This window comes from Flavobacterium fluvii (genome assembly GCF_900129545.1).
Classification (GTDB): Bacteria; Bacteroidota; Bacteroidia; order Flavobacteriales; family Flavobacteriaceae; genus Flavobacterium; species Flavobacterium fluvii.
Window position 1 is genome coordinate 1 of the sequence record NZ_FQWB01000003.1, and the last position, 26978, is coordinate 26978.

Genomic DNA, 26978 nt, shown 5'->3' on the forward strand with positions numbered 1-26978 from the left:
TATGTACACCTTTTCTCCCGACTTCGGTCGGGAGAAGAAACTTTCTAGATCCTTTACAGGATGACAATTTATTGAATTTCTTTATCTCAGTATGTTAAGATATTGTGTAATGTTGATCAATAAATAAATTGATTACCCATTGCAAAACGGCCTTAAGGTGGTTATTGCGGCGGGGCTCACCTCTTCCCATCCCGAACAGAGTAGTTAAGCCCGCCTGCGCAGATGGTACTGCAGTATTGTGGGAGAGTATGTCGTCGCCTTTCTTTTGAAAAACCCTATTCCTATCGGAATGGGGTTTTTTGTTTTGGGGAAGATTGAGGAAAAATTCAAGGAGGTGTTTTGGGAGAGTGTTAGTATATTAGTGCTATTTTTGGTCTGAAATTCAAAGCAATATGGATAATAATAAAAATGTTGTAAATATGACTAGTGGGGAAATTACTCCCCAGATTATTCATTTTACCTTACCACTTATTATTGGTAATTTTTTTGTATTATCATATAATGCTGCTGATTCTATTATTGTTGGACGTTTTATAGGAGCAAATGCTTTAGCTGCTTTAGGTGCAGCAAGTCCAGTAATGAATATTATGCTTTTTTTAATCATAGGTATTTGTTTGGGGATGTCTGTATTGATGGGTAATTTTTTTGGAAAAGGAGATTTCGTAAATTTGAAGAAAGTAATTTCAACCTCAGTAATCACAGGTGGTTTTTTTACGCTGGTTATTGTGATTTTAGGTTATTTTTTTTCTTACGCCTTGCTTGCTCTATTAAACACTCCTGATTTAATTATCGACGATGCTACCTCCTATTTGCAAATCATTTTTGTGGGATTGATTTTTACTTTCATTTATAATATTTATGCTTCTACACTGCGAAGCATGGGTAATTCCAAGGTTTCACTTTATTTTTTAGCAGCATCAGCAGTTCTTAATGTTTTTCTTGAACTTCTTTTTGTTGTCGTTTGGAAAAAAGGAATAGAAGGAGCTGCTTTGGGAACCGTTATTGCTGAAGCTACCGCTGCCCTTTTTTGTATTATATATGTTCGTATTAAAATTCCTTTTTTGAGGTTCAAAAAAAATGAATTTGTTTTTGATCGTGATTTATTGCGTATTATTTTGGGATACAGTTTTGTTACGGCCATGCAGCAAATTACGTTGCATTTGGGCAAGCTTCTTGTTCAGGGTGCGGTAAATCCATTAGGGGTTTTTGCAATTGCGGCGTTTAATGCCGTTACTAGAATTGACGATTTTGTCATGATAGTACAACAAAATATTGGTCATGGTATTACTGGTTTTCTGGCACAGAATAAAGGTAAAGGAAGTTTTAGTCGTATTCGGAAAGGATTTTTAGTTGGTGTTAAGCTGGAAGTAATTTACAGTTTGGTTATGACGGTTCTCATATTCGTGTTTGCCAAGGAATTGATGATTTTATTTATGGGTAGCAGAGAATCACAAGTGGTTGAAGCTGGAGTTCAATATCTGAAGGTAATGGCTTTTCTTTATTTGTTGCCTGGAATAACCAATGTAATTCAGGGCTATTTCCGTGGATTGGGTAAAATGGAAATTACCCTAAAAGCAACTTTTGTACAAATTGTTGTTAGAGTTTTAGCAGCCTATTTGATAGCCTCTTATTTTGGAGTCAAAGGGTTTGCATTGGCTTGTTTGTTGGGTTGGATTTGTATGTTAGGTTATCAAATTCCAGTGTTTTGGAAAACTTGGAAAATCAATTCTTATTGAATTGTATCTTTAGTCTCTTCCAAATCTTCGGATTGTTTACCTACTTTTACTTTCGGATTGTCTTTGTTTCCCGTAATTGTCATCGGGATTCCAAAAATTCCGAATGGTGGCAATCCCAATCTCATTTTGATGTTTAATCTTCCGTCCAGGCTTGTGGTTCCTTCTATTCTTGGTCTGAATCCTGCAAATTTGAATTTGAATCGTTCTATCGTAATGATATTATTTTTGATGGAACTTTTTATTACTACCTTGGATAATTCTGGATTTTTCATTTCTTCTTTACTGGTCTTCTTGGCAACAGCACTAAACATTTTCATTCCGTGCATTTTTATGTCTTTTACGGATACGATTCCATTACCAACTAATGATGGATAAACGGGTTCCATATTGGCATTTAATCGACCTTTGAGTTTGTATTCCAATGAGATTATTCCTTGGGCTTTTTCGGCGGCACTGGCTATTTCCCTAAAGATTTTTATTTCATTGTAAGCTCTTTTGATGTCAAAATCACTGGCTTTGATGTCGTATTCGAATTGCGCTTTTTTAGGAGTTGTTGCTTGGTAATTGGCATTCATTGTTACGGCACAACCTATTAAATTGAATCCGGTGTTTTGCATTGTCAATTTGCCGTTTTTCATGCTCATTGTTCCTTTTGCTTGGTTAAGCGTCAATTCGTTGAAGTTTACTTTTTGGGCATTGGCTTGGAATTTTAAATCTAAATTGGCAGGAATGATGATTACTCCTGTTTCTTCCGTATTTGTCGGTTTTGTTTCTGGATTTGATGCGTTTGTTGTCGTGCTAACTTCAGTTTTAGACATAAATTCATCGGCATTGATGTAGGTTGAATTTAACGTGAATGAACCTCTCAAAATACCGGTATTTGTGGTAGCAAAATTGAATACATTTTGCAAATAACCATTCATCCTGAAATCAGATTGTCCGTAAGCTGACAAGAAATTGTGGAAAGACATTTTGTCTTGGTTGATTTTGAAGATGCCTTCTTTGATGAGAAATTTTTTCGGAAGATATTCTGTTGCAATTAAAATGTTTCTTAGTTCTAATGTTCCTTTATTGTTCAGTTTGCTGTAATTTCCTTTTTCGGCATCGCTTTGTTTTCCTTTCAAAACTAAATCAGCTTTGATAGAGCCATCTACATCAAGTCCTTTTTGGGAGAAAACCTTGTAAATTTTGCTGATATCTAGCGTTCCTTTTGCCTTGATATCGTAAGTGAGATCGTCAAAATTATCCAATTGGGCTTCTACAAAAACAGGTTTTCCTTCAAAGGTAAATTCAGCAGGTTTTAGGCTTATTTTTAAATCGCTGGAGGTTCCTTTTTGGTTGTTTATTGTAGTGAGGATGTTGATTTTGGTAATTGGATTTGGATAATATTTGGTTTTAACATAGCCGCTTTTCAGGCTGATACTGGCATTGGTAATCGGGAAGATTTTATTCTTTGGATCGTATTTTCCTTTTGCTTTTCCTTGGCCAACAAGCATTCCTTTTAATTCAAAATCCGGAATTCCAATGGCTCGATTGAGTTTTTCCAAATCTATTTTCGAATTGAAAACTGCGTCTATTTCAGGAGTATTCATTCCTTTAACGAACAGTTTTGCTTTCAAATAATCTTTGTTTACGTTTAGTGATATACTCTTGGTGTCAACAATTAAAAGGTCTGGATTTAACGATGGCAAGCTTGTGGACAAATCCAAATTTAGATTCGAAACAGGGAAAGCACTTTTGTCATAATTAACAAATCCGTCTCTTATTTTAAAATCTAGATTTAAGTCGGGAGCAATGCTTTTTGACTCGATATATTTCCCTTTTAGGGTAAGAAGTAAATCCGTTTTTCCGTTTAATTCCGTTTTTTTAAGCCAAGTAATATATTTTGGAGGGAAAGCCGTGAATAAATCGTGGAGATTGCTATTGGTAGAATTGACTACGAAATCCATATTGTAACCGTCTTTCAAGAAATCGAATTTTCCTTTGAAGTCAACGGGAAGTTGGTTAATCATCAAATCATTTTGTTCAAAAACGAAGGATAGGGAGTTGACGTTTATTTTGGTAATTAAATCGGCATCTACTTTTTTGTTCATCAAATAATGTTCGTTTTCGTAGAGTACGTTGAGTTTGTCGATTTTTGCTTTCGAGTATAAATCAAAAATATCTTGACTCAAATCTCCTTTTCCGAGATAATTAAAGCCAAAAGCATCAAAGTGTACTTGGGTTGATTTGTCATCATAAACAAGTTCACTATCTATGATTTCAATATGTTCCAGTTTTATGCCTGCAGATTCTTTGTCTTTTTTTTCGTCTTCTTTCTCGGGAATATAAACGTTGTAATTAGCTAATCCTTCTTTATTTACTTTGATATTTATGGTTGAATTGGATAGGTATATTTCATCTATTTTTATGGATTCCCCAAAAATTAGACTCGATAGATTGATTCCAAAGGAGACTTCTTTGGCGTTAATCAATCTTTCTTTTTGAAATGGGGTCGAACCATTGAGTTTAAAATCATTTAAAGTTAAGGTCAATGAAGGGAAATGTTTAAAAAACGAAACATTCACATCTGAGTAATTGAGTTCTCCTGCCAATTTTTTATTGGCTGTTTTTTTGATTTCTTCTTTGAGTTTGTCAGAGAAAACAATGGGTGTCAGGAACATCAAGGAAAGAATGACAGCAAATGTTATTCCTGTATATTTTGCCGTTTTAACTAAAACTGATTTCACTTTAATAGCATCCATATTTTATAAGGTGTAATAAATATATTGTTTTAAATATAAGAATTTATCCGTGAACGGTTTCGCTTTTTCCGTAATTGGTAATCAGTTTGCCTTCAAAATCGAGCCACTCAGCCCATCTTTTATCAACGTCAACTTTCTCGGAATATTTTCTGGCGAAAGCTAGAAAAGTAGTGTAATGCCCAGCTTCACTAATCATTAATTTTCTGTAAAATTCGGCCAATTCCTTGTCTTCAATATTTTGCGACAACACTTTGAATCTCTCGCAACTTCTAGCTTCAATCATGGCAGAAAAAAGCAATCTGTCAACAAAAGCATCATTTCGGCTGCCGTCTTTTTTCATAAACTTGAAAAGTTCGTTCACGTAATGGTCTTTTCGCTCCCTTCCCAATTTTAATCCACGTTCTTTGATGATATTGTGGACCATTTGAAAATGTTCCAATTCTTCTTTGGCGATTTCCAACAAATCAGTAACCAATTCTTCGTGTTCTGAATTGTAAGTGATGATAGTTATGATGTTTGTCGCCGCTTTTTGTTCACACCAAGCGTGATCGGTCAAGATTTCTTCGATGTTCGATTCAACGATATTTACCCATTTTGGGTCGGTAACTAATTTTAATCCTAACATTTTTTCTGTGTATGAAAATTATTTACAAAAATACGGCTTTTATTTATTGTAGAACAGATTGATTCCCGGATTATTTCCCTTATTTTGTGTCATAAAAGTGTGTTATGAGTGTAAATCAGAAGGTTTTAATTATTGGTTTTGTTTGGCCTGAGCCTAATTCTTCTGCTGCTGGAGGCAGAATGGTACAGTTAATCTCTATTTTTAAACAACAAGGTTTCGAAGTTACTTTTGCCAGTCCGGCAATGGATAGCGATTATATGATTGACCTTAACTCTCTTGGAATTTCCAAGAAATCCATCACTTTAAATTGTTCCAGTTTTGATGTTTTTGTAAAAGAATTGAATCCCACTATTGTTTTGTTTGACCGTTTTATGATGGAAGAACAATTTGGTTGGCGTGTTGCCGAAAATTGTCCTGATGCTTTACGATTATTGGATACCGAAGATTTGCATTGTTTGCGTTTGGCGCGCCAAAAGGCATTCAAGGAAAACAGGCCATTTTCAACAGACGATTTGTTGGTTGAAGATGTTGCCAAAAGAGAAATTGCCAGTATTTTGCGTTGTGATGTTTCCTTGATGATTGCCGAATATGAAATGGAATTGCTGCAATCCGTTTTCAAAATAGATATTGATTTGTTGTATTATTTGCCTTTGTTGTTGGAACCCATTACTGTTTCAACCATTCAAAATCTGCCTTCATTCGAAGAACGGAACAACTTTGTTTTCATTGGCAACTTTCTTCACGAACCCAATTGGAATGCGGTTCAATATTTAAAAGAAACGATTTGGCCACTCGTCAGGAAACAAATGCCGGAAGCTGTTTTGCATATTTACGGAGCGTATCCTTCACAAAAAGTATTGCAATTACACCAACCCAAGCAAGGTTTCTATATTATGGGGCGTGCCGATTCTGCCCAAGAAGTGGTGCAAAATGGCAGAGTTATGTTGGCGCCTTTGCGTTTTGGAGCTGGAATAAAAGGAAAGTTATTAGAAGCAATGCAATGCGGAACGCCTAGCGTGACGACAAGCATTGGAGCCGAATCTATGTGTGGCGATTTGCCTTGGAATGGGTTTATTGCTGATGATCCACAGATTTTTGCTTATAAAGCAGTAGAATTGTATCAAGACAAAACGATTTGGCTAAAAGCCCAAGAAAATGGTTTTGAAATTATGGAAAAACTCTATTTAAAATCGGTGTTCGAGAATGATTTTGTTCAGCATATTTTAAAAATTCAAACGCATTTAAAACAATATCGTTTGAATAATTTTATGGGTACACTATTGCAACATCATACTTTGACGAGTACCAAATATATGTCGCGTTGGATTGAGGAGAAGAATAAATAAAAAAATCCCGTTTCTTTTGAAAGAAACGGGATTTCATATATAAACCAACGAGCTTTTAAGCCAGCATCGTCACTGGGTTTTCAATGTATTGTTTCAAGGTTTGCAAGAACTGAGCGCCGGTTGCACCGTCGATAGTTCTGTGATCGCAAGCCAAAGATAACATCATTGTGTTTCCTACCACGATTTGTCCATTTTTTACCACTGGTTTTTCTACAATCGCTCCTACGGATAGGATGGCAGAATTTGGTTGGTTGATGATGGAGTTGAATTCGGTAATTCCAAACATTCCAAGGTTGGAAATAGTGAAAGTACTTCCTTCCATTTCGGTAGGCAATAATTTTTTGTTTTTCGCTCTTCCGGCAAGGTCTCTTACGCTGGTTCCAATTTGAGACAAGCTCATACCGTCAGTAAACGGCAATACTGGAACAACCAATCCGTCTTCAACGGCAACGGCAACACCAATGTTCACGTGATAGTTGATGGTAATTGCATCCGCTGACCATTGTGAATTGATTTTTGGGTGTTTTTTCAAAGCCAATGCAGAAGCTTTAATTACCATGTCGTTAAAAGATACTTTGGTATCTGGGACGCTGTTGATAATTGCTCTAGATTTCATGGCTTCGTCCATTGTTACCTCTATTACCAAGTTGTAATGTGGCGCAGTAAACAAGGATTCTGCCAAACGTTTTGCAATGATTTTACGCATTGTAGAGTTTTTAATCTCTTCTGTGGCAACTTGTCCTGCTGGAACATAAGGTTTTGCTGCTGGTGCAGCAACTTCTGATTTAGCTGGTGCAGCAGAGCTTGCAGCTGGAGCAGCGGCAGCTTGTGGAGTAAAGTTTTCAACGTCACTTTTGGTGATGCGTCCATTTTCGCCGGAACCTTTTACTTGTGCCAATTGAATTCCTTTGTCGCTGGCAATTTTCTTTGCCAATGGCGAAGCCAAAACCCTTTGTCCATTAACAGCTGCTTCTTGAACAACTGGCGCAGCTTGTGCTGCAGGTGCGGCTTTCGCTTCTTCAGTGGCAACGGCTGCAGGTGCAGCTCCTCCAACTGTAAAGCCACCGGCGATGCCGCTAACATCTGTTCCTTCTGGTCCAATAATGGCTAAAAGGCTGTCAATTGGAGCCGATTGTCCTTCTTGAATTCCAATGTATAATAAAGTTCCTTCATTGAAGGATTCAAATTCCATAGTTGCTTTGTCGGTTTCAATTTCAGCAAGCATATCGCCTTCTGAAACTTTGTCGCCTACTTTTTTCAACCAAGTTGCCACAGTTCCTTCGGTCATGGTATCGCTCAAACGAGGCATTGTTACCACGACAACTCCTGCCGGTAAAGCAGCGGTTGCAACTGCTACGGGAGCGGCTGTTTCTTGTTTGGCTTCGGTTGCGGCTGGAGCAGCTGTTGCTGGTGCTGCAGTTGCACCTCCGGCTATTAAAGCAGCAATGTCTTCGCCTTCATTTCCAATAATGGCTAGAAGAGAGTCTATCGGTGCAGTTTCTCCTGCTTGAATACCAATGTATAAAAGAGTTCCTTCGTTGAAAGACTCAAATTCCATGGTAGCTTTGTCAGTTTCAATTTCTGCAAGCATATCGCCTTCAGATACTTTGTCGCCTACTTTTTTTAACCAAGTCGCTACCGTTCCTTCAGTCATTGTATCGCTCAAGCGAGGCATTGTTATTATTGTTGCCATAATTGAATTTATAGTTTATGAGGAATAAATGGATAGTTTTCTTGTTCGTAAACAACATCGTATAGTTGTTGTACTTCTGGATATGGAGATTCTTCTGCAAATTTCACGCATTCTTCGATCAAGTCTTTTACTCTCTGGTCGATGGCTTGAATTTCTTCTTCGGTAGCGTATTTTTGATCTTTGATTACATCCAAAACTTGGGTAATCGGGTCAATTTTTTTATACTCTTCCACTTCTTCTTTCGAACGGTATAATTGTGCATCTGACATAGAGTGTCCTCTATAACGATAGGTTTTCATTTCAAGGAAAGTTGGTCCACCACCACTACGAGCTCTTTCGATGGCTTCGCTCATTGCTTCAGCTACTTTTACAGGGTTCATTCCGTCAACTGGTCCGCAAGGCATTTCGTAACCTAAACCAAGTTTCCAGATATCTGGGTGGTTTGCGGTTCTTTCAACAGAAGTTCCCATGGCATAACCGTTGTTTTCAACTATGAAAACTACTGGAAGATTCCAAAGCATGGCCATGTTAAAGGCTTCGTGCAATGAACCTTGGCGTGAAGCACCATCACCAAAATAAGTCATGGTAACACCACCAGTATTATTGTATTTATCTCCAAAAGCTAATCCAGCTCCAAGTGGAATTTGTCCTCCAACAATTCCGTGTCCACCATAAAAACGGTGTTCTTTTGAGAAAATGTGCATGGAACCACCCATTCCTTTTGAAGTTCCAGTGGCTTTACCCATAAGTTCTGCCATTACTCTTCTTGGGTCTACACCCATTCCGATTGGTTGAACGTGATTTCTGTATGCGGTAATCATTTTGTCTTTAGTCAAGTCCATAGCGTGCAAGGCACCAGCTAAAACAGCCTCTTGACCATTATATAAGTGTAGAAATCCCCTGATTTTTTGTTGAATATATAGTGCTGCTAGTTTGTCTTCAAACCTTCTCCAAAGCAGCATGTCTTCATACCATTTTAAATAAACTTCTTTTGTAACTTCTTTCATCTGTTTTTCTTTTGTAATGTGTAGTTAGCCTATAATTAGTTTAGAATCGTGGCTTAATAAAAACCAATTTCATCCGTATTTTATAGTTTTGTTGTGTTTGTAATTGTTTTAAAACTAAAAATAGTTTGTTTTTTACGAATTTACCATTAAAATATCGAAGTGCAAAAATAGCACATTCTGAGGAAGTAGTAAAATTAAAAATACACTTTTAGAACATTTTTTGTTTTTTTTATAAAAACTTTTTGTCAAACATAAAAGGAAGCAGGTTTTTTAGGGATGCCGATTTGTAAATAGCGCCTACTTCTCCCATAAAATAAATTTCAATGGGAACTTCTTGTTTAATCTCATATTCCGCCATGGATTGTCGGCAAGATCCGCAAGGAGGTATGGGAGTATTAGTTGTATTCGTATCTGAAGCGGCACTTATGGCTATTTTTAAAATTTTTGCTTCGGGATAATTGGCTCCCGAATGAAATATAGCTACGCGTTCAGCACAAAGCCCCGAAGGATAAGCGGCGTTTTCTTGGTTTGAACCTAAAACAATTTTTCCATTATCCAACAAAAGTGCTGCGCCAACCTTGAATTTGGAGTAGGGGGCATAAGCTTTTTTCCTGACGGCTACGGCCTGTTCCATTAGATTTTGAACATCGGCTGGCAATTCTTGAATGGAATCAAAAACCGAAAATTGGGTTGTGATGGTGATGTCTTTCATCTGTTTGCTTTTATTGATTTTCAACGGTCAGATGGAACTCGCAAATAACCAACCAGGTATTAATGAAATTTTTATATGCTCGTTTCATTCTTTTTATTGGAAAAAAAATCCAAATTTCAAATGAAATTTGGATTTTTGATTATGGGTTAACTATTTGCTAATATTCTTCGTATTTGTCTCCAAAATTAAATGTAAGCGAGAATCGCAAAGTGTTTTCTAACGGATTTTTGACTTTTCCTGAAGAGAACAGGTAAGAAACATCCACTTTTACTACATTGTATTTGAATCCTGCTCCAAGGGAGAAAAATTGTCTGGCACCTTTGTCTGGGCTTTCATGAAAATACCCCATTCGCATAGAAAACGAGTCTTGGTACAAATATTCGGCTCCTGCGGAATAGGTGATTTCTTTTAATTCTTCGCTAAAACCGCCTGGTGCATCAGTGAAGGATTGAAAAACTCCTGAAAACCATCCAATGGATCTATATTCTTCACTGGCAAGGTCATAGTCTGTTGAATCAACATTGCCGTCTCCATCCATGTCAACTCCTTCATAACCACCATTACTATAATATACTTGTGGGGTTGGTACTAATAGTTTATTGAATTCAACGTTCAAGGCTACCTTGTTGTAATCGTCCAATATAAAATCAAAACCAGTTCCCACTTTTAAATTGGCAGGCAAAAAGTTGTTGCTGAATTCTGTATTGTCGTAGCTGATTTTTGGCCCTAAATTTTGAATGTTGAATCCAGCTCTCCATCTACCGTTAAAGTCGTTATAGGCGACTTCTTCTGATTGGAAAAATCCGGCAACATCTATGGCGAAAGAACTTGCCGAAGAAGCGTCACCTGCGTCTGAAGCTACTTTCAAATTAGAATTTATGTATCTAGCGCCAATGGCCATCGAGAATTTTTCGCTCAATTTTAAGGAATAAGACCCATCAAAAGCAAACTCGCTAGGAGAGACTATTCTTGGAATTTCGTTTGGATCGCCAGTTTCTCGTAATTCGATGTTGCCCAATCCGAAAAATCTAAAACTTCCCGCAAAAGCACTTCTTTCGTTTAATCTGTTGTAATAGGTCAATTGTCCCAAGGAAATGTCGTTTACCAAGTCAGTAAGATAAGGCGTGTAGCTTATCGAAAATCCTTGTTTGTCCAGGGCAAAGGCATATTTTGCAGGATTCCATTGTTGCGAAAAAGTATCGGCTGAACTAGCTACTCCATTGTCTGCCATACCTGCAGCCCTGGCATCGGCAGCCACCAATAAAAACGGAACACCTGTGGTGATAGGATTCTCTTGTGCTTTTGCAAATGAAATTATAAATAAGCAGATAAAAAGTAGTAGTGTTTTTTTCATTGGTTTAAAAAAAATTGATGGAACAAATATAGTATTTTATTAAAGTATTACAAGTTTTTCAAATTTCTCGGTTTTTGTGTTGGTCAAGTTCGATTTGACGCTGAGTTTATATACATAAACTCCTTTTCCTATCCTGTTTCCAAAATCATCTTTGCCGTCCCAAGTGATATCTTTAGATAAAAATCCTTCGGTGGTAATGATTTGATTTTTTGTCCAAACTATCTTTCCGGTTATGGTCATCACCTGAACCTGAACTTCTAGGGGTTCATAAGGTCTGTTGTGTGAAAACCAAAATTCGGTATAATTGACAAATGGGTTGGGATAATTCAACACATGGGTCAATGTTATCGATTCGTTGCCAACGACTACAAACTGAATCTCGGCAGTTATGGGGTTGTTGTAAACATCCCATCCTTTGAACGTGATGGTGTGCAGGCCAACAGCCAAATTCCGTAAAGGAAATCGAAGCGTTCCCTTGGTGTAATCATCCAGGCTGGTTTGATAATAATCGTTCAAAACATAAGGATTTTCCACGTTACCATCCAGTATTGCCACCATATCATGCCCTATTCCGCTGGCCGTATTTATTCCGCTTTCATCTTCAAGATGGGCTAGCAGGAATGGTGATTCGTTTGTTGTGCCACCTGAAACAAAAGTTTCGTCGTTCATATATAACTTCACTCTTGGACTTATATTGTCCACGACCGCATTTTCGTTTATTCCTCCAATTTTTATGCTGGTATCATAACCTGTTTGATTTTCGAAAACTTGATTTTTTTTAGCATAAAAACTAATTTTTCCATTGGCTACAGGAACTCGGATGTCTCTCGGAACGATAAAACTAAATTCAAATTGACCATTGCTGACTGATGCATTCCCTCTAAAAATGGTTTCTCCCAATTCGTTGAAATTCATGGGTGGACTGAATCCGTCATTGTTCAAGGTTGTTCTTGAGATTGTTTTGTCGAAAATGATGGTCGAAAGTTCTCCGTTATAATTTGTCATCGGGATGTTGTTTTCGTCTGTTATCTCACCTGATATTTTCATTTTTGCCAATGATTTGAAATCATCGATGGGTTGTGATATTGGAACGTCGTTTACCTTTGTCAGTCTTATTTTTGGTTTTGGAATGGCCAACATCAAGGCCGGATCACCTAAATAAACCACGACATTTGTTGATGAATTTGGATTGCTGTTTTTGGAAATCCTCAAGGCTTCGGCAATTGATGTATATTGGTTTGAGCCAAAAGAAAATAAATTTTTTGAAAAAACATCATTAAAATTTTCGGCACTAAATTGTCCAATCTCGCGAATTGTGGTAATCATGGAAATGGCGCCTCCTTTTGGATTCCAATAAGTGTATTCGCCAGCCGTTGGTCTTGAAGGGTTGTCAAATCTCGAAAAATCACAGGTTATGGTTATGAATAAAGGATATTTATATTGATTGTTTAAATTTTGGCCATCCGATTTTTCCCAAATTCGCTCACCTGCCAAGCCGTCTTCGCCTCCATGACCCAAATAGTTGAATACCAAAGCTCCTTTTTCGAAGGAGCTGAATAGGTCGGTTCTTGCTTTTGGATAGCGATTTCCGCCAGCCGATGCTTCTTGAACATAGGAGTCCATTATTATTTTATTGGCATTCATGAACGGTTTTGCTGCGGTAATGGCATCGGCTAAATTATTTTGCCTGTTTTGCAAGCTGGTATCAGAAACTTTGTCGGAATCATCACAAATTATGGTGAAATTATTTCTCCAACTTCCGTATGATTTTAAATCATGGTATTCCAGTACTTTGTTTACCATTTCTTCGGCTTGTGCAGTGTCATTGTTAAGCATTCTGCCCACGGCGATGTCTATTCCTCCAAAAGAATAAGTGATGTTTCCTTCGTCGGGATCCATTAATCCATAGAAGTCATCAGATGCAAAAGAAGATTCTCCAATAGTATTACTGTTTAAAGCATGATATATAGGTACGATATTGGTGTTGTTCGGGGTCCTGTTCTTGTAATCATAAGAAGCATCTCCAAAAAGGTTCACGTATTTCACTCTTTTTTCGGGTACTGAAGCGTTTTCATAAATGTATTTAATACAGTTTCGAATGGCGGCGATATCTTGTTTTCCTGATGAAAATTCGGGATAAATAGTTTCAAGAGGTATTACTTTGACATTCAAGTTTGAATAAGAACGGTGAAAATTGGCCAATTTTTCGGCTTGGCTGGTTAAAAATGACGGACTGATGATTACGTAATCAATATCTTGAAATTGACCTTGGGCGTTTTTAAAAAGTGTTCCTTTCAAGTTCTGGTTAGCAATTTTTGTTTTGCTTGTTTTTAATGGGGTAAAATAATCTGAGGCGTCAATGGCGACATATTTTCTAAGTTCGCCGAGATTTGCTTTAAAAGAAAAGGATTCTTGATTTGAATTTTCTACTTTAGTTACATTATATATATCGGTAACATCCCAAATTCTGGAAAGACCAGTGGCATTCGAAATGTTGTAAGCTACAATTCCCGAGCTGGAACTTGATAAATTGTACTGAAACCTGAATTGTTTTCCGTATCCTTGAAGTTTTCTTTTAGCGTTAAGTTCAATTTTATCAAGGTAGCTTTTTGAAACTGGAACACCATTGTTGTCATAGGACAATTTAATCTTTACGCTTTCGGCTGCTGGAAAAGGAGTGTTGTTTGGTAGCTCGGCAGTGTTAAAAACAATGCTGCCTGCATTAGGGTTGAGTGCTGTTATTGGGATTGTTCCAATATCTTGTCCGTTTGCAGTAACCTTAAAAGAAGTATTCGTGAATGATGAGCTGGCGACATTAATATTGAGTCTGATGGGTGTTGCAGTGTCAATATTTGGAAAGTCAAACGTGAATTCCTGGTCTTGTTTGATGTCGAATGATTCGCCAAACCATTGCCTGCCAAGTCTGGCGATATTGACAAGGTCTAATTCGTGAAACTGGTAATCGTCAAAAGTGTTTAGGTTTAATGTGCTGATTCCGGTAGGCTGAACCATATTTGGAATTCTTTTTCCGTCGTTTCCTTGAACTGTTATATAATAATAGGACTTGGTGTCGTATAAATTAACATTGGTTTGGCTCTCCTGGTTCCAAGTGTCAACACCTTCGGCATAAAAAAGGATATAATCCTCGTTGTTGAAAACACCATCACTTTCACCTACTATTTCAATGGTATTCTCGGTTAAATCGGTAGGGTAATAAATGCTGTTGGACAAGGGCAGCATTCTGCCTCCATTTCCATATAGTTTTATTTTTTTTGGATTGACCGAATTCAAATCAAGTCCCAATTGTTGTAAAAAGCTTTTGGAAATTTTATAAACACCAGATTTTTCAACATAAAATTGATACCAATCGCCAGAAGCCAAGACAGAATTGTATATGACTCCCGTGGTTTTAGTTGTTTGCGAGATTCTTGAATTACCGCCGTTTATGGAATAGGAAAAAGACTTGATTCGTTTGAAACCCAGCTCGTCTTTTACAATAGGAGACAAGGTTAAAAAGGTTTGTTTTAAATCTCTTGATTGTGTTGATTTTAGGGATGGAGATGGTGTTTTAGGTATGTTTGTCGGGTCTAAGTCGCCAAGTTGCGATGGGGAAATAGACTCATAAATCACGTTTGTTATTTGAATGGGATTCTCGTTGAACGAGTTTGATTCTGATAGGTTTAAGGTGTAAAAAAGAGCCTTTTTGGAGGCGTTGTAATTATAGCAATTCCCTGTAAATTGGGGAATGTTGATTTTGACATCGCCAAAAGACATTTCTTGTTTTTCAAGCCATTCAATAGTTATGTCTCCTTTAATCTGTGCGAAAGAAACAAAGGGGATCAAGACTAAATAGACTAAAAATTTTTTTTTCATTGTTTTTTTAACGTGATTAATGGCGGATTATTACGATGAGTAAAAATATATTATTTCGTGTTATTGCAAATAATAAAAAGTATATTTTTGCGTTAAGCTGTATAATTTATCTGATAAATATACGGTTTTATATAAATTTTAAGAAATGGCGTTGCGGTTTAATGGTTAATTATTATATTGCACCACTAAATTATTACCTACTAATATGAAAGTAAAAAAAATTATTGCATTACAATTGATGTTGTCGATGATGCTGGTATTAGGTTTTGCTAGCTGTAGCAAAAAATCTAGTTCCAAAAACTCATCAAGAGCTACAGGTTGGAACGTAGACGGCAAAAAAGCTTCAAAGAAACAAGAAGCTGGTCCGGGATTGGTTTTTGTTGAAGGAGGAACTTTTACTATGGGTAAAGTTGAAGATGATGTTATGCACGATTGGAATAATACTTCGACACAACAACATGTTCAGTCCTTTTATATGGATGAAACTGAGGTGACAAATGCCATGTACTTAGAATACCTAGACTGGGTGAAAAATGTATTTCCACCAACCGACGAAAAATACAAAGATGTTTATAATGGTGTGGTTCCGGACACATTAGTCTGGAGAAATAGATTGGGTTATAATGAAACGATGACCAACAACTATTTAAGACACCCTTCTTATGCCGAATATCCTGTTGTTGGGGTAAATTGGATTCAAGCTGTTGAATTTGCCAAATGGAGAACACAACGTGTCAATGAATCATTGCTTGAAAAAAATGGGTACCTTAAAAAGAATGCCAAAACAAACGATGTTACTGCTGAGCAAAATTTCGATACAGAAACTTATTTAGCTACTCCAACATCAGCTTATGGTGGAAATGCAGAAATTGTATTGCCAGGAAAAAAAGGAGCAAGAAAAGCACCTAAATCAGGTAAAAATGGAACTGCGGCAGAACCAAAAAACATATATGCTCAGAGATCTTCAGGGATTTTGCTTCCTGAATATAGACTTCCTACCGAAGCAGAATGGGAATACGCCGCTGCTGCCGATGTGGGACAAAGAGAATACAATATCTATAAAGGACAAAAGAAATATCCTTGGTCTGGAAGTTACACTCGTTCTGGAAAAAGACAAAGCAAAGGAGATCAATTGGCCAATTTCAAACAAGGAAACGGTGATTATGGTGGTATAGCAGGATGGTCAGATGACGGAGCCGATATTACCAATAAAGTAAAAAGCTATCCAGCAAATGATTTCGGATTGTACGATATGGCAGGAAACGTAGCCGAATGGGTTCTGGATGTTTACAGACCAATTGTTGATAATGAAGCTAACGATTTCAATTATTTTAGAGGAAATCAATATACCAAAAATAAAATTGGAAAAGACGGTAAAATTGAAGTTATAACTACAGATAGCATTCAATATAAGACTTTAAGCAATGGTAAAAAAGTTGCAACAAGTTTACCGGGTCAGATTGCCCAAGTTCCGGTTGATGAAAATGAAACTTATTTGAGGCAAAATTTCGATAAAAGTGACAACATCAACTATAGAGATGGAGATAAGCAATCAACTAAATTTTTTAATTTCGCAGATGCTGAATCTACCAATAAAAAAGCAAATGAGGGAAGAGATATGTACAACTCTCCTAAACACAATGTGTCGACAGATAGTTTAGGTAAAATGGTTAGAAAATACGACCAGTCAAGTAAAAGAACGACTTTGATAAACGATAATGTAAGAGTTTACAAAGGAGGGTCTTGGAGAGACAGAGCGTATTGGTTGGATCCTGCACAAAGAAGGTATTTTCCACAAGATATGGCGACTGATTACATTGGGTTTAGATGCGCAATGTCAAAAGTTGGGGCTAAATCTGAAAAAAGAAAAACCGCTAGAAATTAATTTTTTACATCATAGTAATAAAAGCCCTTTTTAGGGCTTTTATTGTTTTAATCATTTTATAAAATGGATATTTCCCAAATTCATAGTTTGTTTTTGAAATGCAATGCTGTTTCTATAGATACTCGAAAAATAGAAACCAATTCATTGTTTGTCGCCATAAAAGGAGAAAATTTCGATGCCAATACATTTGCCAACGAAGCTCTCGAAAAAGGAGCTTCTTATGTAATAATTGACAATGAAGATTATGTTGTTGACGATAGGACTATTTTGGTAAAAAACAGTTTGGCGACATTACAAGAACTGGCTAAATTTCATCGTCAGTATTTAAAATTACCAATAATTGCGCTTACCGGGAGCAATGGAAAAACAACAACAAAAGAACTGATCAATGTGGTTCTTTCCAAAAAGTATAACACAAAAGCAACCGTTGGAAATTTAAACAATCATATTGGTGTTCCTTTGACCTTGTTGTCTTTTAATAGCAAAACCGAGGTGGGAATCGTGGAAATGGGGGCCAACCATAAAAAAGAAATTGAATTTTTATGTGAATTGGCAAAACCGGATTACGGATACATCACTAATTTTGGTAAAGCCCATTTAGAAGGTTTTGGCGGAGTGGAAGGAGTTATTCAAGCTAAAAGTGAAATGTATGAACATCTTTCCGAAAACCATAAATTAGCCTTCATCAATTTGGAAGACCCTATTCAGGTAGAAAAGTCCCGAAAAATGAATTCTTATTCCTTTGGTTTAAATAAAGAAGAGGCAGATGTCAATATTGCCTCCATAGCGGCCAATCCATTTGTGGAAATCTCTTTTTTCAATCTTCAGGTTAAGACGCATTTAATAGGGCTATACAATGCCAACAACATCAATGCTGCACTTGCTGTTGGAAAATATTTTGGGGTTGATGATTTAGCCATAAAAGAAGCTTTGGAGAGTTATATTCCCGAGAATAACAGGTCGCAGCTTTTGTCAAAAGGAACCAACCAAGTTATTTTGGATGCCTATAATGCCAATCCAAGTAGTATGGCAGTTGCCATTGAAAACTTTTTGCAATTGGATAATTTAAACAAGATTGTGATATTGGGCGATATGTTTGAGTTGGGAAATGAAAGTTGGCAGGAACATAAAGTAATCGTGAATTCGCTTTTAAATAAAAAGGAGGTAATCTGTTACTTTATTGGAAAGGAATTCTATGCGAATGAAATCGATACTGATAATTTTCATTTTTATGAAAGTTTCGAATCCTTTTCAGATTATTTGAAAAACATAAAAATAGAAAATAGCTCCATTTTAATCAAAGGCTCCAGAGGAATGGCCTTGGAAAGAACATTGGATTTTTTGTAGTCAATAATCTATTAAAACTTAAAGCACCATCTAATACTGATGGTGCTTTTTTATTAAATACTCATCAAGAAACCGGTTAGATTTTCTTTTTTGTTCAGCCCTAGTTTTTTTCTTAATCGATAACGAGATAATTCGACTCCTCCGCTTGAAATATTCATGATTTCGGCAATTTCTTTAGTGGACATATTCATCAGTAAATAGGTCGACAAATCCAGTTCACGAGGCGTTATAGTTGGATGTTTTTCTTTTAGTTTTTTTAGAAAATCAAAATGAACATTTTTGATGTGTTTTTCCAAATCTCTCCAACTATGATCTGTGTTTACTTCTTTAATTATGCTTTTGTTTAATTTGTTGTATTGTAATTTTGCAGATTCGTCGAATGAATCAATGTTTATGTCCTTTAGTTTTTGGATTATTCCATTGAGGATTTTGTTTTTTTTGACAACCTGAAGGGAATTTGTTACCAGTTCTTTGTCTTTTACCAAAATTTGTGTCTTGAGTTTTTCGTTTTGGAGTCTTTCAATTTCTTTTTCCAGATCAAATTGCTCTTGTCTTATTTTTGCTTCTTTTTCTAGATATATTCTCCTTTGCTCTACCGTTTCGAAGTATTTGTTTTTCCTGATTTTTGTCTGGATTCTTTTTCGGATATAATAAATAATGATCGCGACAGAAATTACATAGAATACATAGGCTATAAAATGTCTATACCAAGGCGGGGATATGGTAAACGGCACAGAGGCTTCATCTGATTCGATTCCATGGCCATTTTTTACCTTTACTTTCATCGTGTAATTGCCTTCTCTCAGGTTTGTGTATTCTTTTATTGAGGATGATGACCAATTGCTCCACTTGTCTTCAAATCCTTCTAACTGATAGGAGAATTTAATGTTTTCCATGTTCTCGTAAGTAGGAGATGAAAACGTGAATTTTTCGGAATTTGATTTATAGGGAATTTTAAATTTTCCCATTTTATTTTTTTCGTTTCCAAATTGTATGGTGTCTCCCATAAACGAAAAACTTCTAATGAATGCTTTGGGTTTGGTTATGAAATTACTGTTTAATTTTGAGTCATAATGAGCTAAGCCATCGGTAAGACCAATGAAAATGTTTTCGGGATCAATAGTGTTGATGGAGAGATTGTTGTAAACCAGGTTTTGTGTTAAATTGTAAAAAGGAGCGACAATATTGGTATAGCCACCAGTTTTGTTTCTTTTAAAAACGCATAATGATTCTTTGATGACATACCAAATGTTGCCAATGTTGTCCTCGTAAATAGTATTGGTTTGGGGTATTTTTTTAAATAGTTCATTGACGATAGTGTCTTTGTAGAAAACTTCATTGGACTGCGAATATTTGTAAAAATGATTGTTCGTTTGGAAATAAATATTGTTTCTAATAGTTTGAATGCTGGTAATTCCTTTGTCTATCTTGGAAAGGTTTTGATGTGTTTTGATGGATTCGAATTTTTTTAAATCATTCCCCAAAATGATTTGATAAATTAGGTCGTCTTTTTTGACCCAAATATTTTTATTGTCTATTTCAAAGTTTCCAACAGATTTAGAAAACCCCATAATTTGCTGAATAAATTGCCATTCTCCTGATTTTTTTTCAAAAAGTGAAAAACCATTGTAATTTGAGCCAATCATGTAATTGGGGTTGTTTGGGATTTTTTTAAAACTCCAATATCCTTTTTTATCTAAGTTTTTGTTGAGTTTTTTGTCTTTGATTAATAGAGCACCTCTATTGTGGGCACATATTAATTGATTGTCGATCACTTGAATGTTCCATGCCTGGCCCGTTGTGCCTTCTACTAATTTGAAAGTGTCTTCCTGGAATGGGGTATTCCAAGAATGGTGAAAAACACCTTGGTTTGTGGCGACGTAAAAATCATTTTTATAAATGGCTGTAGCATAAACAGTGCTCAAATCATAGCTTGTGCCAAAATAAGAAAAGGGAGAATTCTCGTTTACAAATGCTATTCCGTTGTCAAGTCCTAGCCACAGGTTATTCTTGTCGTCAACAAATGAAGTGAGAACGGTGTTGTTTTGAAGACCTTTTTTTTGATTGATATGCTGAATTATGCGGCCGGTTTTGTCACAAATAATAATTCCGTTTAAAACAGAATTTAGGACAATGAATTTCTTTTGGATGGAAACACCTCCTAAACAGCTGTTTTTTTTAACGAATGTGTTGGCTTCGGAATTCCAAGAGTTTATTTTGTTGTTTTCGTATATAAAAAGCCCTTTGTCTATGGTTGCAATCAGAAGTTTGTTGTCCGGCATTTGAAACATTCCCCAAACTTCGGTGTTGTTTAAAATAGTTGTTCCTTCAAGGCGGTAAAATTTTCCGTCTCTATATTCCAGTAATCCATTTGAAATATCCTGGAAATAGAGTTTGTTTTCAACTTGAAATGAGAACTGGAAACGAGACAATGGTTTAAGTGTACTAATTCTATTGTTTTTAAATATAAATGCATTTTCAAACGACTGAAAAACTACTTCATCTTTATGGAGGTGAATTTTCCATGCTATGTCAAAAACATGATTTTTTTTGTCTAAAAATTTTGAAAGTGAATTATAGATTAGTTTGCCTTTAGAATCGGATTTGAAATATCCAAATTCATTATAACCTCCCACGTATATTTTTCCTGAATCTTCAACTTTTATGTCTCTAATCACGGAAAGATTGGGTAAGCTGTATTTATGCCAAGATATTCCGTCAAATTGAAAAAGGCCATTGTTGTTGGCAAAATATAAATTGCCGTTTTTGTCTTGATCAATGTTCCAGTTTTGGGTTCCTCCTTTGTAATCCGTTTTTTTGTAGTTTCTAATTTCCGGTAATCCAATGTTTTTTACCTGGGAATAAAGAGGTGTTAATGTGGATAAAAGTATGTAGAATAGACATTTTGGAAATGTTAATTTCATGGTTTAATTTTAGAATTAGCAATTTGAGCCTTTAAATATTTTGTTAAATATAGAAGATATTTTGTTTTTATATAAATGTAGTGTTTGTTTTTGTGTTTTTTATATAATGTAAAAGGTTTTTATTTTTTTAAAATATTGTAATACAGCAAGTTGTTTTTAAAATGATGTGTTTTTGTTATGTTGAAATATGCTGATTGATGTGTTTTTGTATGATATTTTTTTTGACAATTGTTAAATTTAAATATTAATATTGCGTTAAATTACTAATTTAATTAACTAAAAATTTAGAAAAATGAAATTAACAAAATTGCTGGTTTTTTGATTTTTACCTATTCTATTCTCAGTTTATTGACAAATACAAGGCGCTGTTGTAAACAGAAAACACATAGAAAGATAACGGATTAACCATCCGGGGATTTTTTTGATTGTGTAATGTGGATTCTGGTGGAAGTGAACTTATAAATCAATCTTACATCAAGTCTATTAAGGTTTTAAGGGGTTGGATTTTGATTCTTTAAGTTCTGTCAAAACCATCTTTAGGCATTAGTCTAGATGTTTCTTTTATTTGGTTCTTGATTGAAAATTAATTTGTATTTAATAATTAATTAAGGAATAAATTTTGGAATGTGTAAAAAAAACATCAGTAATTGACAAAAACCTATTAACATATAGTTAACATCTTATCTATTTTTGTAAACGTATTAGTGATTTTTTATAATACAATTAACTTTAACTAACCAAAAAAAATTTGAAAAATGAAATTAACAAAATTACTTATTTTTTGTTTTTTATCCGTTCTGTTTTCAGTTTATGGGCAAGCACAAGATGTTTCCATAAATGGGAAAGTCATTGACGAAAACGGATTACCCATTCCCGGAGTTTCTATTTTAATCAAAGGAACAACAAAGGCAACGTCTTCGGATATGGATGGGAATTATCAATTAAAGGCCGATTCTAATGGCACTTTAGTTTTTAGTTTCGTGGGATATGCCACGGTTCAAGAAGCCATTAAAGGCAGGACTACTATTAATGCAAAACTAAATCCTGAATCGCAATCTTTGCAAGAAGTTGTGGTTGTGGGATATGGAACTCAAAAAAAGGGTTTAATTACTGGAGCAACTTCTAACTTTAAGGGTGAAGACCTTGCAGCATTAAATACCGGTTCGGCTATGGAAGCGCTTCAAGGAATTGCACCGGGTATAAGCATTACCAAAAACAATGGATCGCCAGGTGCAGGAACAAGGGTAACCATCCGTGGATTAGGAACGACTGGGAATTCAAACCCATTGTACATTGTGGATGGTGTATCTGTAGGCAGCATCGATTATTTGAATCCATCCGACATTGAATCCATTGATGTTTTGAAAGATGCAGCTTCTGCGGCAATTTATGGTTCTAGAGCGGCTAACGGTGTTGTTTTGGTAACTACTGTAAAAGGACGTAAAGGAAAATCAGCAAAAATTAGCTATGATTTCTATTTTGGAATTCAAAATATATACAAAAACTTGGATCCATTGAATGCCCAAGAATACATGTATATAAATGATGAAGGAAGAGTTAACGACGGGTTGGCTCCAACTGATTGGAACGCAATGGTTCACGACAACAACTGGCTAGAAACTAATTACCCTGGTGCAGGAAAACAATTGGGGGATGATGTTTGGAAACTATTGCAAGATGGTTGGGAAGGTACCAACTGGATTAATGAAATGACCAAAAAAGATGCGCCAGTAGTCAGCCACGCCTTAAATATGACTGGAGGTAGCGAAGATATTACGTACTCAGCGGGTATTTCCTATTTTGATCAAGATGGTATCCTTGGCGGAAACATTACTGATGCAGGATACAAAAGACTTACTGCAAGATTCAACACTACCATGGTATTGAAAAAGAATGATCAACACAGCATTATTACGGTTGGAGAAAACTTTACGTATTCAAATACTCAAAACAGATCTGTAGCTAACGGTAATATTTATTGGAATGATTTGCACAATGCATTGGTTCAAAATCCATTGCAACCTGCTTATTGGCAAACTTCGATAGATAGAAACATCAATGAGTTCGGATACACTCCTACATTAGATGGTTTGAACACTGGACAAACCAATCCTTTGGCAGTTATGTATTACAGACACAACTATAATTATAACAAAGGCAATAACATTACCGGAAATGCCTTTGTGGAAATTGAGCCTTTTTTGAATCTAAAATTCAAAACGATTTATGGAGTTGATTCTTGGTTTGGAAATGGAAGATCAATGAATCCAACCTATCATTTAGGAGTGCTTTATAATGACGCTACAGATGGAGCCTCTCAAAACTCTTACTTTGGAGCCAATACCACTTGGACCAATACGCTGTCTTATGACACCAACTTTGGAGAGCATAAAATTACTGCCGTGATAGGAACTGAATTAATTCGTGACCAAATTAATAATGAATTAAAGGCAACTAGAAATGGTTTATTGTTTCCAGGCAATCCAAAATATGCCTATCTGGACAATACTCAAAGTCCAGCTTCAATTAGCGATATTACTGCAAACGGTAAAGATTGGGCTGCCAATGGCGGTGCTACTCAATCCTTCTTTGCAAGGGCACAATATGATTATAAAGAAAAATACTTGTTTTCTGCAACATTTCGTGCTGATGGATCTTCAAAGTTTCATCCAGACCACAGATGGGCTTATTTTCCATCAGCCTCTGCGGGTTGGGTAATTACAAAAGAAGATTTTATGTCAAGCACTTCAAGTGTACTTAATTTTGCCAAGCTGAGAGCAAGTTGGGGTCAAAACGGAAATCAATCCATTGAGGCTTTTCAATATATAGCCAATATTAATTATTCTTTTCCAGGTTACTTTTTTGGCGACACGAAACCCGTATCTGGCACAACCGCAGTAATCGGCAATGTTCCTAATCTTTCTATTGGATGGGAAACTTCAGAGCAGTTAGACTTTGGTATCGATGCAAAACTATTGGATTCTAAACTAGGATTAACTTTCGATTGGTACAAAAAAACAACCATAAACTGGTTAGTACAACCTGATGGTCGAGGTACAGATGGCGCTCCAGCTCCTTTTATCAACGGAGGAAATGTTGAAAATTCAGGTGTCGAATATTCTGTAAACTGGAATGACAAAGTAGGGGATTTCAAATATGGCATTACTCTAAGCGGTGCTCATAACAAAAATGAAGTGACTAAAATTGACAATGCCGATGGTGTCATCCACGGACCAAGCAATGTGCTATCTCAAGGAACTGGAGAAGTTTCGAGAGTACAAGTGGGACAACCAATAGGATATTTCTATGGTTATAAAACAGCTGGAATTATTCAAAATCAACAAGAAGCAAATGAGTGGTTAACCCCAAGCGGCACCCCTTACTTTGTTGATCAACGTCCTGGAGATGTTCGTTTTGTGGATCAAAATCAAGACGGATTAATTGATGAGAAAGACAAAGTATATTTAGGCAATCCTAACCCAGATTTCGAATTAGGAATTCAATTAAATTTTGAATACAAAAATGTATATCTAAACACCACAATGGCTGGTAAATATGGTATGCAAGTAATGCAATCATATAGGTCATTTGCTGATAGTCCTAAACAAAACTATACCTCCGATGTATTCAATCGTTGGCATGGAGAAGGAACTTCAAACACAATGCCTAGATTGTCTTCAGTATCCAATAGAAATACCCAATATATTTCTGATATCTATATGCATGATGCAGATTTTTTAAGAATTAACAACTTAACTATAGGCTATAATTTTAATAAAGTGCTTTCTAATATTAAATTTATGTCCAACTTGAAAGTGTATGCTGCCGTAAATAACTTATATACCTTTACTAAATATGACGGTATGGATCCAGAAGTTCGTTTTTCAGGAAATGACGATGCCAGCACTAGCAAAACAAAATGGGCTTCAGGAATCGACCTTGGTTTATACCCTCAAGCAAGAACGGTAATGTTTGGATTAAGTGCAGATTTTTAATATAAATACAAAGACAATGAAAAAAATAACATATATAATAGCAATTGCAACCGTTTTTGTTGCAACCAGTTGCTCGGACTATTTAGATTCAGAGAATCTTTACGGAAAAAATTCAGAGAATTTTTATAAAACACCCACAGACATCAATGAAGCTATGGCTGGTGTTTACAATGCCATTTATATTCAAAATGCCATGAGTGAAGAACAACTGGCTGCCAATTTGCTGGACAACATGATGTTGGGTGGTGGTGGTCCAGATGATAAGGCCGCCAAATGGGTAGACAATTTTGAAGACCCTCTTGAAGATACCTATCGCGATATGTGGGTACAATCCTATTATGGGATAACGAGAGCCAATGCAATTATCGATAAAACGCCAGCTGCTGATTTTTCCAAGTATTTCACTACTAAAGAAGAAGCGGATAAATTCAAAAAACAAGCCATTGGTGAAGCATTGTTTATGAGAGCATTCTTCAACTTTAGATTGGCCAAATTCTTTGGAGGAGTCCCATTAATTAACTCACTTGACGCAGACAGAAACGTTGGAAGAGCTAGCTACAGCGATACTTTTGCACAAATTGCCACTGATTTAAAAGCTGCAATTGAGTCATTGCCGGCCACTCCATTCCCAAGTATCCCAACTTCTAGTTATGGACATGCAAACAAATGGGTTGCAGAAGCTTATATGGCACGTGTGTATTTGTTTTATACAGGATATATGACCAATATCGAGGGGAAAGCCACTACCGACTTGCCTTTAGTTGGAGGAAAAACATTGGGTGCAGCTGAAGTTACTGCTTATTTGAATGATTGTATGAGCAATAGTGGTCATGCTTTAGCTTCTGATTTTAGAAACTTATGGCCTTATTCTTATATAAACAAAAGTGCCGGTAAAACTGTATTGCCTTGGGCAGCAACTGAAAATTTGTCATGGGTAGGTCAAGATGGTTCCAAGCCAACTTTCGGAACTGGAAACCTAGAAACCATGTTTGTTCAACGATTTTCTTTTGGAGATTGGAATTGGAGCAATGGGCCAATGTACACCAACAGACTTTCCTTGTTTACAGGATTGCGTGACAATTCATTGGTGCCTTACGGACAAGGTTGGGGAATGGGTACTGTCAATCCAAAATTATGGAGTACTTGGGCAGATACCGATCCTAGAAAAGTGGGCTCCATCATTCAGGTCGGCAGAGCAGAACAAGGAACAGATGGCTATAAGGGAGACAAAGGGGATCATGAGACAGGTTTTTTCAATAAAAAATACACTTCTTTGCAACATCCAAATGCTGCAGGAAGCAATGTGGGTATGTTTGTCCAAATGTATAAATGGTCTAATACAGACATGCAATTAATGCATGCGCAAGATTTTATCTTTATGCGTTATGCCGATGTATTGTTGATGCATTCAGAAATCACTAAAACAGCAACAGGAATGAATGCTGTACGAGCTAGAGCGAAATTACTACCTATAGGATATTCATTAGATGCCATAAAAGAAGAGCGTTTACACGAATTTGCATTCGAAGCTTTGCACTGGTATGACCTCGTTCGTTGGGGAGATGTAAAAACGGCATTTAGCGATTCATTTCCTGTAAGAAATTCAGGTACAGACGCTACTTATACTGCAAAATACAGAGAAATAACAAAAGGGTTGATGCCTATTCCAGAAACGGAAATACGATTGTCAAATGGCGTTTATACTCAAAATCCAGGTTGGTAAAAATTAACAACTAT

Annotated in this window: 14 protein-coding genes and 1 rRNA gene; 7 read left to right on the plus strand and 8 right to left on the minus strand. The window is 36.2% G+C overall.

Annotated features, from left to right (window positions below; all coding sequences use genetic code 11):
• Window positions 1–153 precede the first annotated feature (153 nt).
• Both rrf and BUC16_RS07785 read left to right on the plus strand, forming a co-directional pair.
• Window positions 154–263: ribosomal RNA gene (gene rrf / locus BUC16_RS07780) — 5S ribosomal RNA — on the plus strand.
• A gap of 129 nt (window positions 264–392) precedes the next feature.
• Window positions 393–1736, plus strand: coding sequence for an MATE family efflux transporter (locus tag BUC16_RS07785; RefSeq protein ID WP_073369534.1), 1344 nt, complete (start codon window positions 393–395; stop codon window positions 1734–1736).
• Here the strand turns inward: BUC16_RS07785 and BUC16_RS07790 are convergent.
• Together BUC16_RS07790 and BUC16_RS07795 are read right to left on the minus strand one after the other, a co-directional pair.
• Window positions 1730–4480: an AsmA family protein gene (locus BUC16_RS07790; RefSeq protein WP_073369537.1), complete on the minus strand. Its 2751-nt coding sequence runs from the start codon at window positions 4478–4480 to the stop codon at window positions 1730–1732. The genes BUC16_RS07785 and BUC16_RS07790 overlap by 7 nt on opposite strands.
• 43 nt (window positions 4481–4523) lie before the next feature.
• Window positions 4524–5105, minus strand: coding sequence for a MiaE family protein (locus tag BUC16_RS07795; RefSeq protein ID WP_073369539.1), 582 nt, complete (start codon window positions 5103–5105; stop codon window positions 4524–4526).
• Between the two features lie 104 nt (window positions 5106–5209).
• Between BUC16_RS07795 and BUC16_RS07800 the strand changes: the two genes are divergently transcribed.
• Window positions 5210–6451, plus strand: a complete 1242-nt coding sequence (locus BUC16_RS07800) for a glycosyltransferase (protein ID WP_073369541.1) — start codon at window positions 5210–5212, stop codon at window positions 6449–6451.
• A gap of 55 nt (window positions 6452–6506) precedes the next feature.
• Here BUC16_RS07800 and BUC16_RS07805 read toward each other — a convergent pair whose 3' ends face one another.
• From BUC16_RS07805 to porU, 5 genes are all read right to left on the minus strand, one after another.
• Window positions 6507–8144, minus strand: a complete 1638-nt coding sequence (locus tag BUC16_RS07805) for a dihydrolipoyl dehydrogenase family protein (protein ID WP_073369543.1) — start codon at window positions 8142–8144, stop codon at window positions 6507–6509.
• Window positions 8145–8152: 8 nt separating this feature from the next.
• On the minus strand, window positions 8153–9151 hold the full coding sequence (gene pdhA, locus BUC16_RS07810; protein ID WP_073369545.1) for a pyruvate dehydrogenase (acetyl-transferring) E1 component subunit alpha: 999 nt from the start codon (window positions 9149–9151) through the stop codon (window positions 8153–8155).
• A 229-nt stretch (window positions 9152–9380) separates the two neighbouring features.
• Window positions 9381–9863 (minus strand): cytidine deaminase, encoded by a 483-nt coding sequence (gene cdd, locus BUC16_RS07815; RefSeq protein ID WP_073370206.1) that lies wholly within the window; start codon window positions 9861–9863, stop codon window positions 9381–9383.
• Between the two features lie 157 nt (window positions 9864–10020).
• Window positions 10021–11217: a type IX secretion system outer membrane channel protein PorV gene (gene porV / locus BUC16_RS07820; RefSeq protein ID WP_073369547.1), complete on the minus strand. Its 1197-nt coding sequence runs from the start codon at window positions 11215–11217 to the stop codon at window positions 10021–10023.
• 39 nt (window positions 11218–11256) lie between these two features.
• Window positions 11257–15090 carry a type IX secretion system sortase PorU gene (porU, locus tag BUC16_RS07825; RefSeq protein WP_073369549.1) on the minus strand — a complete coding sequence of 1278 codons (3834 nt, stop codon included), beginning with the start codon at window positions 15088–15090 and terminating at the stop codon, window positions 11257–11259.
• A gap of 205 nt (window positions 15091–15295) precedes the next feature.
• On the opposite strand from porU, the gene gldJ reads away from it, so the two are divergent.
• Both gldJ and BUC16_RS07835 read left to right on the plus strand, forming a co-directional pair.
• Window positions 15296–16975 carry a gliding motility lipoprotein GldJ gene (gene gldJ, locus BUC16_RS07830; RefSeq protein WP_073369551.1) on the plus strand — a complete coding sequence of 560 codons (1680 nt, stop codon included), beginning with the start codon at window positions 15296–15298 and terminating at the stop codon, window positions 16973–16975.
• A gap of 63 nt (window positions 16976–17038) precedes the next feature.
• Window positions 17039–18322 (plus strand): UDP-N-acetylmuramoyl-tripeptide--D-alanyl-D-alanine ligase, encoded by a 1284-nt coding sequence (locus BUC16_RS07835; protein WP_073369553.1) that lies wholly within the window; start codon window positions 17039–17041, stop codon window positions 18320–18322.
• A gap of 53 nt (window positions 18323–18375) precedes the next feature.
• On the opposite strand, the gene BUC16_RS07840 is transcribed toward BUC16_RS07835, so the two are convergent.
• Complete coding sequence (locus BUC16_RS07840; protein ID WP_073369555.1) at window positions 18376–21246, minus strand: triple tyrosine motif-containing protein; 2871 nt, start codon at window positions 21244–21246, stop codon at window positions 18376–18378.
• Window positions 21247–22001: 755 nt separating this feature from the next.
• Between BUC16_RS07840 and BUC16_RS07845 the strand changes: the two genes are divergently transcribed.
• Window positions 22002–25241, plus strand: a complete 3240-nt coding sequence (locus tag BUC16_RS07845; RefSeq protein ID WP_073369557.1) for a SusC/RagA family TonB-linked outer membrane protein — start codon at window positions 22002–22004, stop codon at window positions 25239–25241.
• 16 nt (window positions 25242–25257) lie between these two features.
• Window positions 25258–26964 (plus strand): RagB/SusD family nutrient uptake outer membrane protein, encoded by a 1707-nt coding sequence (locus tag BUC16_RS07850; protein WP_073369559.1) that lies wholly within the window; start codon window positions 25258–25260, stop codon window positions 26962–26964.
• Window positions 26965–26978: the final 14 nt, after the last annotated feature.

Bases quoted from the DNA above. Each gene is read 5' to 3' on its own strand.
- BUC16_RS07785 (WP_073369534.1), top strand. From the start codon at position 393: ATGGATAATAATAAAAATGTTGTAAATATGACTAGTGGGGAAATTACT.
- BUC16_RS07790 (WP_073369537.1), bottom strand. From the start codon at position 4,480: ATGGATGCTATTAAAGTGAAATCAGTTTTAGTTAAAACGGCAAAATAT.
- BUC16_RS07795 (WP_073369539.1), bottom strand. From the start codon at position 5,105: ATGTTAGGATTAAAATTAGTTACCGACCCAAAATGGGTAAATATCGTT.
- BUC16_RS07800 (WP_073369541.1), top strand. From the start codon at position 5,210: ATGAGTGTAAATCAGAAGGTTTTAATTATTGGTTTTGTTTGGCCTGAG.
- BUC16_RS07805 (WP_073369543.1), bottom strand. From the start codon at position 8,144: ATGGCAACAATAATAACAATGCCTCGCTTGAGCGATACAATGACTGAA.
- pdhA (WP_073369545.1), bottom strand. From the start codon at position 9,151: ATGAAAGAAGTTACAAAAGAAGTTTATTTAAAATGGTATGAAGACATG.
- cdd (WP_073370206.1), bottom strand. From the start codon at position 9,863: ATGAAAGACATCACCATCACAACCCAATTTTCGGTTTTTGATTCCATT.
- porV (WP_073369547.1), bottom strand. From the start codon at position 11,217: ATGAAAAAAACACTACTACTTTTTATCTGCTTATTTATAATTTCATTT.
- porU (WP_073369549.1), bottom strand. From the start codon at position 15,090: ATGAAAAAAAAATTTTTAGTCTATTTAGTCTTGATCCCCTTTGTTTCT.
- gldJ (WP_073369551.1), top strand. From the start codon at position 15,296: ATGAAAGTAAAAAAAATTATTGCATTACAATTGATGTTGTCGATGATG.
- BUC16_RS07835 (WP_073369553.1), top strand. From the start codon at position 17,039: ATGGATATTTCCCAAATTCATAGTTTGTTTTTGAAATGCAATGCTGTT.
- BUC16_RS07840 (WP_073369555.1), bottom strand. From the start codon at position 21,246: ATGAAATTAACATTTCCAAAATGTCTATTCTACATACTTTTATCCACA.
- BUC16_RS07845 (WP_073369557.1), top strand. From the start codon at position 22,002: ATGAAATTAACAAAATTACTTATTTTTTGTTTTTTATCCGTTCTGTTT.
- BUC16_RS07850 (WP_073369559.1), top strand. From the start codon at position 25,258: ATGAAAAAAATAACATATATAATAGCAATTGCAACCGTTTTTGTTGCA.